This window comes from Sediminicola sp. YIK13, assembly GCF_001430825.1.
GTDB lineage: Bacteria > Bacteroidota > Bacteroidia > Flavobacteriales > Flavobacteriaceae > Sediminicola.
The window spans coordinates 1434477-1451269 of sequence record NZ_CP010535.1 but is presented as its reverse complement, the minus strand read 5'-3'; the positions used below and the strand labels follow the sequence as shown (position 1 = coordinate 1451269).

The window sequence follows — 16793 nt, the reverse complement described above, 5'->3', positions numbered from 1 at the left end:
GAAAACAAAAAACTGCTAGGGCATCAGTCTTTACTCTTATATTTGCAAAAAAAAGCAATAAAGACTCCAGTAACCTTTCATGGGTATATGGCGTCTTTGATAAAAATATCTTTCCATAGGGAGGGTTACATTTAATACGTTTAAAAATGAAAATGACAACAGGGTTAAGGATGCGTATCATCCATCGTTATTTAGGATTTTTTCTAGCAGGTATCATGGCCATGTATGCCATTAGTGGAATTATCATGATTTATCGCAATACAGATTTTCTAAAGCACGATGTAGTGGTAGAGAAAGAGCTAAAACCAAATTTATCTGAAAAGGAGGTAGGTTCTGAACTAAAAATTAAAGGTTTTGAGCCCCTAAAAGCAGAGGGGCACATCCTTTATTTTGAAAAAGGAAACTATAATATGCAAACCGGGGTGGCCACCTATACCAAAAAAGAACTTCCCTTGATCCTTGATAAAATGGAACACTTGCACAAAGCAACCACCAATAGCCCAGTGTATTGGTTGAATATCTTTTTTGGAGTTTCTTTATTGTTCTTTGTGATTTCTGCATTTTGGATGTTTATGCCGAAAACAACGGTTTTTAAAAAGGGCGTACTTTTTTCGTTAGCGGGTATTGTGGTGACCCTGATCCTGTTATTTGTTTAAAAGGTTAAATGTTTAGCTTTTCTAGACCCTTTTTCGGTTTTCAATTGGTCGTAATGTATGGCGCTTTGAGCCAATTGCCTTACCATCTTCACGGAAACCTTTATAGAAGTTTGGAACCTCCTTTCTCATCTGCATTTTATTAAGAACCCTAAGGGAGATTTAAAAATTTTACGGACAAGGGATAATTATGATATTTCTTGGATTACTTAAATTTTGCCGATAAGCTTTTTCACTTATTTGTATTACTTTAATGGATTCATTGAATACCTACAAAAGCAAAATGTAGACTGTTAAAATTTATATAATATTTTGGCTGAAGCAAATCACACTTCTAAAAAATTAATCCTTTTACTTATCTTGTACCCTGGGGGTCTGTGTATAAACACATTATTTAATGATTCATAAAACCTGTTTATACATGTTACAGGCATGACCTGAAATAACCAAAAACAACAGAACATGAAAAGAAGAAATTTTGTGCAATTGTCCAGTTTGGGGGCAGGAGCACTTTTAATACCTAACTTAATGATGGGGAATAATATTCACGCTGAGGCGCTATTAGAGCCAGGTATGGATACTATTTTAAAAAAGAGAATGGCTGATGTAGCCTTAAATACGGCAAAGTCTCTAGGAGCCACGTATGCCGATGCTAGAATTGGAAGGTACCTTAATCAATACGTTTTTACACGTGAGGACAAGGTCCAGAATGTAGTAAATACTGAGTCATTTGGAATTGGTATTAGAGTGATTGCCAATGGGACATGGGGTTTTGCATCCACCAATGATGTTACCGAGGACGGCATTAAAAAAGCCACACAACAGGCTGTTGCAATAGCTAAGGCTAATTCAAAATTTCAAAAGGAACCTGTAATTCTTGCACCTGAGGCTTCTTATGGTGAGGTTTCATGGAAAACACCGATTAAAAAGGACTTTAAATCTGTGCCTATTTCGGAAAAAGTAGATCTTTTGCTTACTGCAAATGCTGCTGCCCTAAATAATGGGGCAAATTTTGTGAATTCAGGATTATTTATGGTCAATGAACAAAAATATTTTGCATCCACAGAGGGCTCATATATCGATCAAGATGTACATCGTATTTGGCCAACTTTTGGGGTTACCGCAGTAGACCAAGCTGCTGGGAAATTCAAGACAAGAGATGCTATGAGCAGTCCTATGGGTCTGGGTTATGAATATATGGATGGTCTGGCATCAGAAAAATTAGTTGGTGCAGCCGGTTTAACCCTCTACCGTAATAGTTATGATATGGTAGAAGACGCAACCATTGCAGCCAAACAAGCAAGAGAAATGCTTTCAGCAAAATCTGTTGATCCTGGTAAATATGATCTAGTCTTGGAACCAAACCATTTAGGTCTAACAATCCATGAATCTGTTGGACACCCAACAGAACTTGATCGCGTCTTGGGCTATGAGGCCAACTATGCAGGCACGAGTTTCGCAACTATTGATAAATGGAAATCTGGCAATTTTAAATATGGTAGCGATATTGTCAATATAGTTGCAGATAAGACCCAGGTAGGATCCTTAGGTGCTGTGGGATATGATGATGAAGGGGTTAAGTGCAAACAATGGGATATTATTAGAAATGGCGTTTTGGTGAATTATCAGGCTATTCGTGATCAGGTGAAAATGATAGATCAAAATGAATCCCATGGGTGTTGTTATGCGCAAAGTTGGAATGATGTACAATTTCAAAGAATGCCAAATATTTCCTTGGAAGCCGGAAAAGACCCTTACTCGGTTAGTGAGATGATCAAGGATGTTGAAAAAGGAATTTATATAGCCGGTAGAGGTTCATATTCCATTGATCAACAACGATACAATTTTCAATTTGGAGGCACGGTGTTTTATGAGATAAAAGAAGGAAAAATTGTAGGAATGTTGAATGACGTGGCTTATCAATCCAATACACAGGAATTTTGGAATTCTTGTGCTAAAATCTGTGATCAGAATGATTACCGTATGTTCGGTTCGTTTTTTGATGGCAAAGGCCAGCCTTCACAAGTTAGTGCTGTTTCCCATGGTAGTTCAACCACAAGGTTCAACAATATCAATGTAATCAATACAGGTAGAACCGTTTAATTTTAGTCTCACTTTAATATTCATTACAATGGCAATATATACAGAAGAAGAAGCAAGAAAAATCATGGAAAAAGCATTGAGCTTTTCCACGGCAGATGCTTGCGAAATAAACTTACAAGGCAGTGAAAGTGGAAATATTCGGTATGCAAGAAATTCCGTTTCCACTTCGGGACATCGCTCCAACCAGACCTTGGTAGTTCAGTCCAATTTTGGAAAAAAATCAGGAACCGCAACAATAGATGAATTTGATGACGCTTCATTACAAAGAGTAGTGGCAAGAGCAGAGGAGTTGGCAAAGCTTTCTCCAGATAATTCTGAGTTTATGGAACCATTAGGCCCTCAAGTTTATGATGAGGCAATTAATTATGTAGAGGCTACTGCAAATATAACACCTGAGTATAGGGCAAATGTAGCTAATAGCAGTATAGAACCTGCAGTAGCAAGTGATGTTACCGCTGCGGGTTTTTTGGATGATTCTGCTGGCTTTCAGGCTATGCTAAATTCCAAGGGTCTTTTTGCATACAACAAGTCAACCAACTTAGAGTTTACCGTGACCATGAGAACCAATGATGGTACAGGATCTGGTTGGGTGACAAGGGATTTTAATGATGTTACTAAATTTGATGCTGCTGAGGCTTCAAAGGTAGCCATCTCAAAATCGGTTATGTCACGCGAAGCCAAAGCAATAGAGCCTGGGAAATATACCGTGATATTGGAACCTTCTGCCGGCCTAGGGTTGTTAAGTGGCTTAGGAAGAGCAATTGATGCCAGGCAAGCCGATGAAGGACGTAGTTTTATGTCCAAAGAAGGAGGCACAAAAATGGGGGATAAAATTGTTGACGAACGGGTAAATCTCTGGTCAGATCCATTAAATAAAGAAGTTCCCGTAGCAACATGGAATGGAGAAGGACAACCTTTAAAGAAAACGGAATGGATAAAAAACGGGGTTGTACAAAATCTTGCATATAGTCGTTTTTGGGCAGAAAAAAAGGGAGTTGAGCCAGTTCCATATCCCAGTAATTTAATTCTTGGCGGAGGTGATGCATCATTGGAAGATCTAATAAAAAGCACTAAAAAGGGAATTTTGGTTACCCGTTTGTGGTACATTAGATCGGTTGATCCACAAACACTGCTCTACACCGGATTAACCCGTGACGGTACTTTTTACATTGAGAATGGGGCCATTAAATATCCGGTTAAGAACTTTAGATTTAATGAAAGCCCAATCATCATGCTTAATAATTTGGAAACGTTGGGCAAGCAAGTTCGAGTTGAGGGCAATTTAATTCCCTATATGAAAATTAGAGATTTTACGTTTACCAGCTTGTCCGATGCTGTATAGCAAATAGAATAGTAATATAATTGGTTGTTTTGAGGAAATCAGAACAACCAATTTTTATATTAATCTACATGATAAGGTCATTCGTAACAGTATTGCGATTTGAAATCACTGCAAGTTATTGTAGGTCAACAGACCTTTGTTCGGTCATAGCGATGATACCGGATGCTTAATAAATATACTATGTTGTTGTGCTTTCAATTCTTGTCACAATGTGATTATATAAAGAGGAATTAAAATTGGATTGATTAGTGGGGAATGCTTTTTTTTTTACAAGGTTACAGTATGAATCGGGGGATTGGGATGTGGATCAACGGATGCCATCCAATCTGCTCAATTCACTTGTAGAGTATACTACGCTTGCAGTTGATACCAAAGAAAATATAATTGCGCTTTCAAGTGATGATATTTTCAACTGTCCCTTTTGTTACCTCTCTGGTCATAAATTAGTACAGTTCACCAAGAAGGAAAAAGAAAATTTTAAAAAGTACGTCACTAATGGCGGGTTTGTTTTTGTTGATGATTGTAACCATGACATTGATGGACTTTTTGCAAAATCGTTTGAACGCCAAATGGATGATATTTTTGGGGATGTCGCCTTAAAAAAAATCCCCAACAACCACGAAATCTATACTATTTTTTTTGAGTTTGAAGACGGACCTCCAACCACTTCACAGGAATTAAATGGATGGGGAGATGATCTGGTTCACGAATATTTAAAGGCCATTGAAATAAATGGTAGAATTGGGGTGCTTTACAGTAATAAAGACTATGGTTGCGAGTGGGATTACGATTTTAGAAACAAACGTTGGTACAAAATAGATAATACCCGTTTTGGGGTCAATATAGTGATGTATGCACTTACATCCTAAAAGATATAATTGATGGAGAAACATTTGATTGAAATAAAAAATGAGCTGGAAGTATTGACTGCCAAACTTACAGATGTAAAAAAGGAGATTGGCAAAATTATCATAGGACAGGAAGAAACAATTGAGCAGTTACTTATTGCTTTTCTAGCGGGAGGCCATGCTTTGTTGGAAGGGGTACCAGGTCTGGCAAAAACATTGATGATTAAAACCTTGTCACAGGCTGTTGATTTAAAATTTAAACGCATTCAGTTCACACCGGATCTAATGCCTTCTGATATTGTAGGTACCGAAATTTTGGAGGAAGACCATACCACAGGAAAAAAATTCTTTCAGTTTAATAAAGGGCCAATTTTTGCCAATATCATTCTAGCGGATGAAATCAACAGAACACCACCCAAGACACAAGCAGCTTTATTAGAAGCAATGCAAGAGTTTGAAGTCACCTATTCAGGAAAGACGTATGATTTAGACAGACCATTTTTTATGTTGGCTACCCAAAATCCTATTGAACAGTCCGGAACTTTTCCTTTGCCTGAAGCTCAGCAAGATCGTTTTCTGTTTTACATTAAAATAGGCTATCCCACTGCGGCAGAAGAAAATGGCATTCTAAAAAACACCACAGGAGTAAAAAAGGAGAATGTTAAAAAGGTAATTACCGGAGCCGAAATTTTGCGATTGCAAGAGTTGGTACGTGAAGTATATATAAGTGATGACCTCATAGATTTTGTGAGTACTGTGGTGCGATCTACAAGACCAGAAACCACTTTGAATGCATATGTGAAGGAATGGGTAAGTTGGGGGGCTGGGCCACGTGCCGGGCAGGCTATGATTCTTACAGCAAAGGCCCGTGCTTTACAATATGGACGAATGTCTGTAACCTTAGATGATCTAAAGCATGTTGCGCTTCCAGTTTTAAGACATAGAATAATTATCAATTTCAGAGCAGAAGCTAAGGGAATATCCTCAGATATGGTAACACATCATTTACTGTCGAATACAGATTTCCCATCTAAAGTAAAGTGATAAGTGGACAAAGATTACAGACAATTATTCAAACCCAGTATTATCAATAGTATTTCTGGCCTTTCTTTGATAGCTAGGGTGATTGTTGATGGATATCTCTCTGGTCTCAACAAAAGTAGAAGGGTAGGAGTGGGGCATGAATTTAGTCAATATAGAGGGTACGAACCTGGTGATGATTTACGATTATTGGATTGGAAGATGTTTGCGCGTTCCGGGAGATATTACATCAAGCAATCTGAACTAGACACCCATATTTCTGTAAAGTTTGTTATCGATGCCAGTAAATCAATGGAATATGCCGAGGATGGTGTGTCAAAATTGGACTATGTAAAAGTTATGGTAGGATCATTGGCCCATCTCGCTTACGATCAAGGGGATGCCATTGGCCTTTTTGCGCTAAATACCAACCACCTAATAAGTCTACAGCCAAAAGTTCATAAACAGCAGTATAAGCGGTTTTTACATGAGCTTATCAATTTGAGAGCTGATGGGATATGGCCTTCAAATACAGTAAATTTTGATCAATTTCATGATAGGAGTCGAAAAGAATTGGTGTTTTTCATAACCGATATGTATGAAAATGATACGGAATTGACGGCGATGATCAAAAGCTTAAAGACCAAGAGAAATGAAGTTGTTGTTTTGCAAATTATGGGAAAAAAAGAACTCCAATTCAACTATAATGGCTTTGTAGTTTTTGAGGATTTGGAATCAGGAACAAAAGTTAAAGTAGATGCCAAACAGGCAAAAAGCCTTTATCTAAGTGAACTTCAAACATTGATGACCAACACTAAAGATATGTTGTTGTCCAATAATATTGGATATCAGCTGTTTAGGATGGATGAGCCTATGGGAGAAGCTTTACAACTATTTTTAAAACAACGAAGTTTTTTAATGTAAAATGACTTTTCTTAATCCTACATATTTATGGGCTTTACTGGGGATTCTTATTCCCATAGTGATTCATTTATGGAATAGAAAAAAGGTACTGACCATTAAAGTGGGAAGCATTAAAATGCTAAAAGACTCGGAACCTAAACGTACAAGCAGCATCAGACCAAATGAGTGGTGGTTGCTTTTGCTTAGAATTACGATGATTACATTATTGGTTTTTATTCTTGCAGAGCCGATTCTTAAAAATGAAGAAGACAAAGAACCAATTACCTTTATCATAGAACCTGAATTATTACATTTAAGAAGTATTGAGGCGCTACTGGATAGTATTCCTTTAAACGCCCAGCGTGTTTTGGCAAAAGGTTTCCCCATGGTGGAGGATTATAATTTACAAACTGCAAAGACGCGTGTTCCAGAGTATTGGCAAATGGCTCAAGAAATGGAAAATTTAGCAACAGATAGTGTTGTTGTATTTACAAGAGGTCTTATTTCTGGACTACACGGAATGAGACCAAAGATCCATCAGCATATCAATTGGATAGTGATGGACACTGGAGAAGATACAACAGCACTGGTTGAAGCTACAATGGATAGGGATAGTGTTGAATTACGTTCCATTGTTAGTGATAGGAAAAGATTGACGTACAATACGTCTAGAATTTCTAAACGTAATAAAGAAATTATTGTCAACGATTCCAGGGATAGTATTCAAGTTAATGGGGATTGGATTCCATTAAAAGTTGATAATCCATTGAAAGTATTAATTGTTGCCGATGACAGCCTTACTACAGAATTAAAATATATAAAGTCGGCCTACAGGGCCGTTGGCAAATTTCTGAATAGTCCTATCGAAATTAACAGTGTCAAAGAAATGGATACTTTGGATTTGGAGGCCTATGCCACTTTGGTTTGGTTCAGTAAGGAAAAGTTTAAAGACCATGCTATAAATACGTTACTATACCGACCAGATACTTTGGCAACCAGATTGGTTGTACAAGGCGATGCAAAGAATACATTCTTTTTAACAGCACCTCTCAACAGCGAGAATATCATCACTGATTATCTACCCGAAAAATTATTGGAGCTACTTTCTTTAGACAAAGATGTAGCTGAAAAAGCAAGCGACTATGATCTGAGAACAGTGGATACCAAAGAGCTACAGACCTTATCTTTCAATGCAAAGAAGGATAAAAAATATTCTAAAAAATATGATATCACTATTTGGATATGGCTATTGCTAGGCATGTGCATGGTGGTTGAACGAATCCTTGCTAAATATAGAAAACAATGATCGATTCGGGAAAACATATAGTGAAGCGTTTTAGAACCCGATGGCAATTGATGGAACTATTATCAATTTTTTTAATTGCATTGGGCCCTGCAGTGTTGATTTATAGTTTAAAATCAAACGGCATGCTTGGGTTGTTTGTTTTTCTTGGAGTTACGGCTGTCCTTGTTCTTATTAGAAAACCTTGGCGCTTGACGCTGGAAAAGGTAAGTAGTTATATAGATCAAAAATTTGTAGGGGTTGAATACAGTACAGGTTTATTATTATTGCCCAAGGATGGACTATCAAATATGGCAATCCTTCAACGGTATAAAATAAGTGACATCTTAAAAGAGAACATACATACAATTAAACCAGCCGTGGATATAAGGAAGGGTGTGGTTACCTTGTTGTTCTTTGGTTTCCTATCCCTTATATCGTATCAGTTTTCTATAATGGATTACTTTGGTACCGCATCGATAAACAATGAAACCCAAGAGCTTGTCAAGTTCCAACCTTTGGACAGTGCAGGTACCAATCTAACGCAACCAACTATAACGGCTCAAAAACTGACCATCATTCACCCATCTTATACCAATCTTGCCAAAACGGTTACTTCTAATATGAATATCAAGGCCTTAGAGGGATCAAAACTTGTTTGGGAAATTCAATTTGATACCGTGATACAAAGGGCCTATATGGAGATTTCTGAGAATGAATACCCCATGTTGAAGCTAGAAAAGGGGTATTCAAATCAAACGTTTCTTACTGAACCTGGCTTTTATAATTTTAAATTTAAAGCTACCGATGATGCAACCTATATATCTGATTTATATGCTATGGAGGTTTTAAAGGATGCAAGCCCTTTAATTGAAATTCAGGGATTGAAACAGTTTACCTCTTTTGATTTTTCACAAAGTAAAGTACTCAATTTTAAGGCAGAACTCACAGATGATTATGGGGTTGACGATAGTTATATTATTGCCACAGTAACCAAAGGGGAAGGAGAATCAGTAAAATTTAGGGAAGAGCGATTAACCTTTGACGATAAAATAACATCGGGCAGTAGAAAACAGGTACTATCAAAAAAAATAGATCTGGACCAGATGAGAATGGAGCCAGGTGATGAGTTATACTTCTATATTGTTGCTAGTGACACCAAAAGGCCAAAAACCAATATCAGTAGGAGTGAAACATTCTTTGCGGTCATAAAGGATACCTTGACAAACCAATTTGCAGTGGTTGGAACTATGGGAGCTGATTTGATGCCTGATTATTTTAGAAGCCAGCGACAGCTTATTATAGATACAGAAAAACTAATTGCAGATCAAAATAAGATTACTACAGAAAAATTTAATTTCACGAGTAACGAGCTCGGTTTTGATCAAAAAGCCCTGAGATTAAAATATGGAGAGTTTATGGGCGATGAGGATGTTGCAATTGGTCCAACAACAGAAGAAGTTAGAGAAGTGGACACAGATTCAGAATCCAATTTAATGCAAGACTATACCCATGACCACGATGGTGATAATGAGCATAATCTGGTAGATCATGATCATTCTGAAGAAGGCGATAAAGAATCAACAGACCCTTTAGAGAGTTATCTTCATAATCATGATGATCCGGAGGAATCGACCTTATTTACAGCATCTTTAAAAAGTATGCTGCGTCAGGCCATGGCCGAAATGTGGGATGCGGAGCTCTTTCTTCGACTGTACACGCCTGAAAAATCGTTGCCATTTCAATATAGGGCATTGAAACTTATCCAAGAGATAAAAAATAGTGCACGAATTTATGTTCATCGCATTGGCTTTGACCCTCCCCCAATAAAAGAAGACAAACGATTATCGGGTGCTATCGACCAGGTTAATAACTACAGTAAAGCACAGGGTTTTGAGCACGCTGAAGAGTTTCCTTATATTAAAAAATCCATAGAAAGAATTGAGCGGTTAATTGCAAGTGGTGCTATTCTTACGTTGGAAGACAAGGAATTGTTTGTAAAAGCAGGTAATGAACTAGCTTCATTAGCCATCCAAGAACCAGGAAAACATCTGAATACGCTGCAGCAATTGAAATGGATATCAGAACAATCTGAAACATCCAGTTTACAGTTAAAAGAAGTACAAAGAGGGTTATTGGCCGCTGTTCCTAAGTTAAAACCAGAGCCAAAAAGCCTAAAAGCAACCCAAAGTGAAATTAATAGATTGCTTCTCAAAGAATTAGAACTAGATGAATGAACACATCAATTTTTTGAATCAAGATTACTTCTGGCCCTTTGTTCTAGGCGGCTTTCTGTTATGGGTGTTATTTATTTGGAAAGAATGGTCACCGGTTCTCAAATTACGTTTTTATGTGAATGCCCTTTTTGGATTATTGGTGGTAGGATCGGTAATACTTATGGCCTTAAGACCTATTGTTAAGAGTAATTCAAGTTCCAATTTAGGAATGATATTGACCAGGGGATATGAACAAAATCAGGTGGATAGCCTCAAAAAAATCCATAAAAGCATAAAAACAATTCCCTACAATATTAATGAACCTCTCGGTAAATCTATAGATTCAGTAGGCGCCTTTTATATTTTGGGAGAAGGATTACAACCTTTTGATTTTTGGCAATTGGATAAAGTTCCTGCCCAGATTGTTGAAGGGTATAAACCTTTAGGCATAACAAAGTTGAATTATAATAGTGATGTTATTGTTGGTGATGAACTGGCCGTAAAAGGGAGTTATTCCAATGGGAAAAAAGGGAATCGTTTGGTGCTTTCAAATCCAAGAGGCGCAGGTATTGATTCTATTGTATTAAGTGGATTGGTTGAAGAAAATTTTATGCTAACTATGACTCCTAAGGTAGTTGGGAAATTCAAGTATACTTTGGTAGAAAAAGATTCACTTGGAACTATAATTTCCAGTGAGCCATTGCCTTTAAATATTGAGGATCGCAGCTCATTGAACATTTTGATTTTGAACAAATTCCCCATATTTGAGACGAAATACCTTAAAAATTATTTAGCTGAAATAGGGCATGAAGTAACTGTTAGAAGTCAAATTACTACGAATAAGTATAAATTTGAATATTTCAATACTGAAAAGAAGCCTTTTTTTAGCTTTAGTGATGATCAATTAGATAAGTATGATTTACTGTTTATCGATTCCGAATCTTACGTAGGCCTATCCAGAAAAAATCTTTCTACCATCCATAGGAGTATAAGAAATAGTGGACTCGGATTATTTATTCAACCAGATGCCATTCTTTTTACGTTAGCTCCTGAAAGAACTAGTTTTTCGTTTTTACCCTCACAAAGAGACAAATCCGGATTAGAATTTTTACCAAACAAAGAATTGGACAAGTATCCGTATGAATTTAAAATGGGGTATGGTTTAGAGAAAATACATCATTTTAATAATAACACAATAACCGCATACCGTCGTATGGAAAGTGGTCGAGTAGGCACTACATTAATTCAAAATACATATCAATTACTTCTTGAGGGTCATAAAGAAGCATATGAGCAATTTTGGTCTGAGATCATAAGCGCTTTAGCAAAACGGAAATATCTACAAACAGAATGGATAAATAATTCGGGATTTGCGTATCAAGATCAGCCTTTTCATCCTACAATTCGGACGTCCATTATCAATCCGGTTATCCTGAATTCGGAAGAAATTGAAATCCCAATTCAGCGGGATGTGCATATAGAAAGTAAATGGTATGCTACTACTTATCCAACTAAAATTGGCTGGAGCCAATTGCATGTAAATAATGATTCTTTGTCCACGTATGACTATTATGTTATGGATACACTGAATTGGAAATCTTTAAATGCATTCAATACTAGAAAAGAAAACCAAAGACATTTCTCTGGCTCGATGGAAAATCAAAAGAAAGTCAAATTCTTACAACCTATAAATCGGTTCTGGTTCTTTTTGATTTTTGTTGTAGGCATGGGATACTTATGGTTGGAGCCTAAATTATTTTCAAAATAGAATGCCTTTAGAAATTTTGTGAATATCTTGCTCAAAATCAATGTTTTAGAGAAATCTGTTCTGTTCGGCTGATCAGGTATTGCAGTGACTACACTTTTGCAAATTGTTTGATATTATTAAAAAGCGCTATGTCCATATTTTCTTAAAAGCAAAAGAGTGATGAATTGCATCACTCTTTAGTTGTTCTAATTCCGTTTTAATTTTCAATTAGTTGTAATGCATGGCTATTTGGGCCAACTGTCCTACAATCTTTACGGAATCCTTCATGGAAAGTTTGGAACCATCGGCGTGTATCCATCGTTTTAATGGTTGTTCGCAGATCAATTGTTGTACGTTTTCTTTACCATAGAACTTTCTCATGCGCATAAAGACCTCCACATCAAACAACCAACGGGTAATAAATTTCTTGTTGAACATATTTGATACTATCTCCCTATCCATGATTTTGGCACCACATTGGGTATCTTTAAAAGGCATTCCCAAGATCTTTTGAATAATTAGGTTAATGGTCATGCTGATGATCTTACGGGCAGATTCCTTGGTAATATCGGCTCCCATTCTACTGATGCGTGAACCACTTACAATTTTAAATTCAGAATTTTCAATAGTCTGTACCAATTCATCAAAATCCCTGAAATCTGTTGAAAGATCTGCATCTAAATAACCAATATAGTCAAACTGGGAATCTTGTGATAAGTGCAAAACACCCTGTCGGACCGCCTCTGCTTTACCGCCATTTTTTTCACAGTTGTAAATACTTATGGTATCCTCATTGCCTTTACGCAATTGTTCCAGCACTTCCAACGTACCATCTGTACTGCCATCATTTACAAAGCATAGATGGTATCCAAGATTTTTATGGGCAAAATCCTGAAATTCGGTACTGGATAACCGATCTTCCTCATTGTAGCAAGGGATGACCACTCCTACGCAATACTTTTGCAACATTTGGGTATTGTTCCCTTTTTTGACAACCTCAGGTTTTGCTGTAGGTCCTAAAATTCGGGTTACCCTAGCCACTACTTCGTCCAGACTTACCGGTTTTTTCATATAATCATCTATACCCAATTCAAATCCGTCCCCAATAATATTTTCATTGGTATTACCGGACATGACCAAAATGGGAGTTTTAGATTTTCTGTGGATACGGATATGCTTTACAACTTCTAGTCCTGACATATCTGGCATATTGATATCCACAATCACCAAATCTGGTTGGTACGTATCATATTGGTCCATTCCAAGCTGTCCACTGGAAGCGGTTTTTACTTGGAATCCTTCTTCGGTAAGTCTTTTTTCTACTGATATTAAGATCAATTGTTGATCATCAATGGCTAAAATTTTCATAGGTTAAGTATTAAGTTTTTATTTTTTGGTTGAATAGAATCATTTGGTTTGAATGATTTCTGAAACAAATCTAAGGACAACTCACGTCCATTTTAGGGCAGAAAAGGTCAATGGCGCTTTTGTGTAGTTGAATGGTTTCTCTCGTACGATGGCTGATAATCAGGGAATATCACAATATATATACCTTTATACTGTTATAAATTCAGTACGATTTAATCAAATGAATAGAACCAACATATTACTAATTGTCGCCTTGTTCATTGGTATCGCATTTCACGGTTCTAGTATCTTTTTTACATTGGAATCTACCTATGATGCGTTGATCCATTTGTTTTTCGCGGACCATTATGCCAATAGTTGGTTTGAACCTTGGGATTATCGCTGGTATACAGGGTTTACCGTTCAGGCCTATCCGCCCTTGGTCCACCAATCCATAGCCTTATTGTCATATATAGGCGGACTCAAATTTGGAATGTTTACAGTAGCCTTGTTGGGGATAGTGCTTTTTATTACTGGGGCCTATCGCTTTGGGCTTTTGATTACAGGAAATAGGAAGGTAGCTGGTTACACAGCCCTTTTGGCCGTTTTTTCTTCCACCTTTGTGGAAACCTTGCATATATTTGGGCAATTACCCAGTATTATTGGCCTATCGGTTTTATTACATGCGTTGCCCGAGATTTATTCCTGGATAAAAACAGGGAATTTAAAATATTTAGCAACAAGTCTTTCATTAATAGCGGTAACGGTCACCTCCCATCATGTTACACCCATCTTTGGCATGGTGTTTTTTGTGTTTCCTCTCATAGGTATGGTGATCATGGATGTGGCAAAGGACGAAGTGCATATCATGAAAGCTATCACTTTTAAGGTGTTTTTTAAAACCTTTAAAAAGCTCTTTTGGCGTATTGTTGGATTTGGTTTTTCTTCTTTGGTGTTAATAATTGTTTGTATTCTGCCCTATTGGATCAATTCCAAAAAGAACCCAATCACACAAGTACCAATTCCCCATGGCTCCCGGGATAATTTTTTGGAAATCACCTCTTCAGGATTGGTTTTTTTTATGATACCATGGGGGATTCTATTGTTCCTTTTACCGTATATCTTTTACCGGTATTATAGCAAACGCTATTTGTTTTTCGGACTTTCCATTTCCTTGCTCACCCTTTTAGGGACAGGAGGCACAACTCCCATTCCGCTAAAACTACTTGGCAAAACCGCCTTTAATATTTTAACCTTGGACCGTTTTACATTATGGGCCACCATAATGGCCTTGCCCATTTTTGGGGAATTTGTCTATAGAATGGTAGAAGGTGATTTAAAAATTAGGCTTCAGGAGCGTTTTGGAGCAGTGTATCACAGATTACTCGGAGGCTTTTTGGCTGGTGGTATTCTGTTTATGGTCATTTTTACGATGAGCCTTGGCTATTTTAGACCTTCCCAACCGGATAAGATAAAGATGCTTCCCATTGTAAATTTCTTGAATCAGGACCAACACGATCAATGGCGATATTTGCCATTGGGATTTGGTGATCAAATAGCTTGGCTGTCGGCCCAGACCAAGGCCATGACCGTTGATGGCAATTACCATTCTGCTAGAAGGCTGCCAGAATTGACGACCCGTGCCATAGAGCGCTTGGAAAATTCTAAATTTAGAGGGGTAGAGGGGATTGGTTCCTTACAGCAATTTTTGACTGTACCGGAGAAATACAATCTAAAGTATATTTTTTCCAATGATAAGTTTTACGATCCTATACTTTATTTCTGTGGTTGGCAACGATTACAACAATTGGAAAACGGGATCATGGTATGGGAAAAATTGAATGTCCCACCCATAGCCAAGACCATTTCAAAGGAAGATGTAGCTACGTATTTGAAGATCATGTGGGGCATCATCCCTATCCTCACCATATTACTGGCATTTATAATCAATATCCAATGGGGATGGTACAGGATTTTAAAATCCAAGTCGCAACCCCAACCAATCTATCTAAAATACGCTATTTCTTATAATAGATTTAATAACAAACTGATTACGATCAATCATATATGGGCAGGGTTGGTGCTCCTTTGTTTGTCCTATGGAGGTTATGAATTTTATATCAAGAACAAAACACAAATCTCGCCATCCAATGTCATTAATGCCTATTACGATGCGCTGGATTTTAAGGAATTTGAGCGTGCTTATTCCTATTTGGATCCCCACAGCGACGTTTCCCTTTCCCAATACATGTTGGAAGTGTCCGTGACCGATGGCATTTTGAGCTCCTACGCAAAACTCGACTCTATTGGTATTACCGTTTTGGAAGAAACAGAAGTTAGTGCCAGAGTGAGCGTTACCACGCAATGGATAACCCCATTGGAAAAGATTGAAAAAAAATATGTCCATCAGATCAATAAGCAGGCCGGCAAATGGTACATACAGCCATCATCCATTGATAATGACCTACCACCAGATCAATTGTTCACCTCTAATGGTACTACCTTCTACAATCATGGTAGAAGAAGGATAACCACCCAACAGACACACCATGAAGATGTGCTGCAACAGCCCATTTTGGAAGTTCTATCCGCTAAGTTGGTAAAACTCAATGGGCGGTATAGCATTGTTGGAGAATTACAGAATATAGATAATGTGCCTGCAGATGTCGTTATCAAAGGAACCTTGTATAATGATGATAACAAAGAACTGGCTACCTATAATGCCAAATACCATATGAAGCATAAGCTTATGCCCAAGGAGACCACTACCTTTAAAATCAACTTTGAAGGCATAGCCTGGTCCTCCACAAAGGATACCATCCCCCCAACCTTTAATCCAGATGAATTTACACCTATTGATTTAGAGGAGCAGCCGACAAAATTTAATCTACAATGCGCCGGCAATGTGGCCAATTCGGATCTGTATAAGCAGGTATCCCTGCAACAATTGAATTTCGGTGAGAATCATATAAAGGGGATATTATTTAATTCTGGAGTACAGGAAGTAACCATTCCCCAACTGCTGATATCGTACTATGACAATGAAAAAGAACTTTTATGGGTGGACCATCAATTTTTAACGGATGGCGTCAGAATACAGCGAAAACAATATTTTGATTATGTCCCCGAACACCTTAACCATCTGGAAGTAATCAACAACAGTTTGGAAAATTGTTTTGTGAACGGATTGCCGAATTCACAGATATCCAAAAAATTATTCCCTGATCGCCAAGACGACCATGGGAAAGAGCAAATGCAGCAGTTCTCTGGGCAAGGATACCAATTTTTAAAATTTGAAATTAATAGTTATATAGGAAATCCCAAATAATTTG

At 37.4% G+C, this 16793-nt stretch carries 11 protein-coding genes; 10 read left to right on the top strand and 1 reads right to left on the bottom strand.

The features are described from left to right. The first annotated feature begins 146 nt into the window (after positions 1-146). The 9 genes from SB49_RS06415 (at position 147) to SB49_RS06375 (ending at position 12135) form a co-directional block, all read left to right on the top strand. A complete protein-coding gene (locus SB49_RS06415) occupies positions 147-656 on the top strand; it encodes a PepSY domain-containing protein (protein ID WP_062054937.1) in 510 nt (169 codons plus the stop codon). 459 nt (positions 657-1115) lie between these two features. Then, the gene (locus SB49_RS06410) at positions 1116-2756 is read left to right on the top strand and encodes a TldD/PmbA family protein (RefSeq protein WP_062054935.1); all 1641 of its coding nucleotides are present in this window, start codon (positions 1116-1118) and stop codon (positions 2754-2756) included. A gap of 28 nt (positions 2757-2784) precedes the next feature. Then, complete coding sequence (locus SB49_RS06405; protein WP_062054933.1) at positions 2785-4098, top strand: TldD/PmbA family protein; 1314 nt, start codon at positions 2785-2787, stop codon at positions 4096-4098. 248 nt (positions 4099-4346) lie between these two features. Then, entirely contained in the window at positions 4347-4967 is a 621-nt protein-coding gene (locus SB49_RS06400; RefSeq protein WP_062054931.1) for a DUF4159 domain-containing protein, read from the top strand. Between the two features lie 12 nt (positions 4968-4979). Continuing rightward, the gene (locus tag SB49_RS06395; protein WP_062054929.1) at positions 4980-5990 is read left to right on the top strand and encodes an AAA family ATPase; all 1011 of its coding nucleotides are present in this window, start codon (positions 4980-4982) and stop codon (positions 5988-5990) included. A 3-nt stretch (positions 5991-5993) separates the two neighbouring features. Continuing rightward, positions 5994-6890, top strand: a complete 897-nt coding sequence (locus SB49_RS06390) for a DUF58 domain-containing protein (protein ID WP_062054927.1) — start codon at positions 5994-5996, stop codon at positions 6888-6890. Position 6891: 1 nt separating this feature from the next. Continuing rightward, entirely contained in the window at positions 6892-8175 is a 1284-nt protein-coding gene (locus tag SB49_RS06385) for a BatA domain-containing protein (RefSeq protein ID WP_062054925.1), read from the top strand. Further along, entirely contained in the window at positions 8172-10388 is a 2217-nt protein-coding gene (locus SB49_RS06380; protein WP_062054923.1) for a hypothetical protein, read from the top strand. Before SB49_RS06385 ends, SB49_RS06380 begins: the two co-directional genes overlap by 4 nt. A 208-nt stretch (positions 10389-10596) precedes the next feature. After that, positions 10597-12135, top strand: a complete 1539-nt coding sequence (locus SB49_RS06375; RefSeq protein WP_145758363.1) for a hypothetical protein — start codon at positions 10597-10599, stop codon at positions 12133-12135. A 207-nt stretch (positions 12136-12342) separates the two neighbouring features. On the opposite strand, the gene SB49_RS06370 is transcribed toward SB49_RS06375, so the two are convergent. Next, positions 12343-13482: a response regulator gene (locus SB49_RS06370; protein WP_062054918.1), complete on the bottom strand. Its 1140-nt coding sequence runs from the start codon at positions 13480-13482 to the stop codon at positions 12343-12345. Between the two features lie 220 nt (positions 13483-13702). Between SB49_RS06370 and SB49_RS06365 the strand changes: the two genes are divergently transcribed. After that, entirely contained in the window at positions 13703-16789 is a 3087-nt protein-coding gene (locus SB49_RS06365; protein ID WP_062058931.1) for a hypothetical protein, read from the top strand. The last annotated feature ends 4 nt before the right edge of the window (positions 16790-16793 follow it).

What these genes read in the sequence shown, in the direction of transcription:
- SB49_RS06415 (WP_062054937.1), top strand. Translation starts at nt 147, where the DNA reads ATGAAAATGACAACAGGGTTAAGGATGCGTATCATCCATCGTTATTTA.
- SB49_RS06410 (WP_062054935.1), top strand. Translation starts at nt 1,116, where the DNA reads ATGAAAAGAAGAAATTTTGTGCAATTGTCCAGTTTGGGGGCAGGAGCA.
- SB49_RS06405 (WP_062054933.1), top strand. Translation starts at nt 2,785, where the DNA reads ATGGCAATATATACAGAAGAAGAAGCAAGAAAAATCATGGAAAAAGCA.
- SB49_RS06395 (WP_062054929.1), top strand. Translation starts at nt 4,980, where the DNA reads ATGGAGAAACATTTGATTGAAATAAAAAATGAGCTGGAAGTATTGACT.
- SB49_RS06385 (WP_062054925.1), top strand. Translation starts at nt 6,892, where the DNA reads ATGACTTTTCTTAATCCTACATATTTATGGGCTTTACTGGGGATTCTT.
- SB49_RS06380 (WP_062054923.1), top strand. Translation starts at nt 8,172, where the DNA reads ATGATCGATTCGGGAAAACATATAGTGAAGCGTTTTAGAACCCGATGG.
- SB49_RS06375 (WP_145758363.1), top strand. Translation starts at nt 10,597, where the DNA reads ATGATATTGACCAGGGGATATGAACAAAATCAGGTGGATAGCCTCAAA.
- SB49_RS06370 (WP_062054918.1), bottom strand. Translation starts at nt 13,482, where the DNA reads ATGAAAATTTTAGCCATTGATGATCAACAATTGATCTTAATATCAGTA.
- SB49_RS06365 (WP_062058931.1), top strand. Translation starts at nt 13,703, where the DNA reads ATGAATAGAACCAACATATTACTAATTGTCGCCTTGTTCATTGGTATC.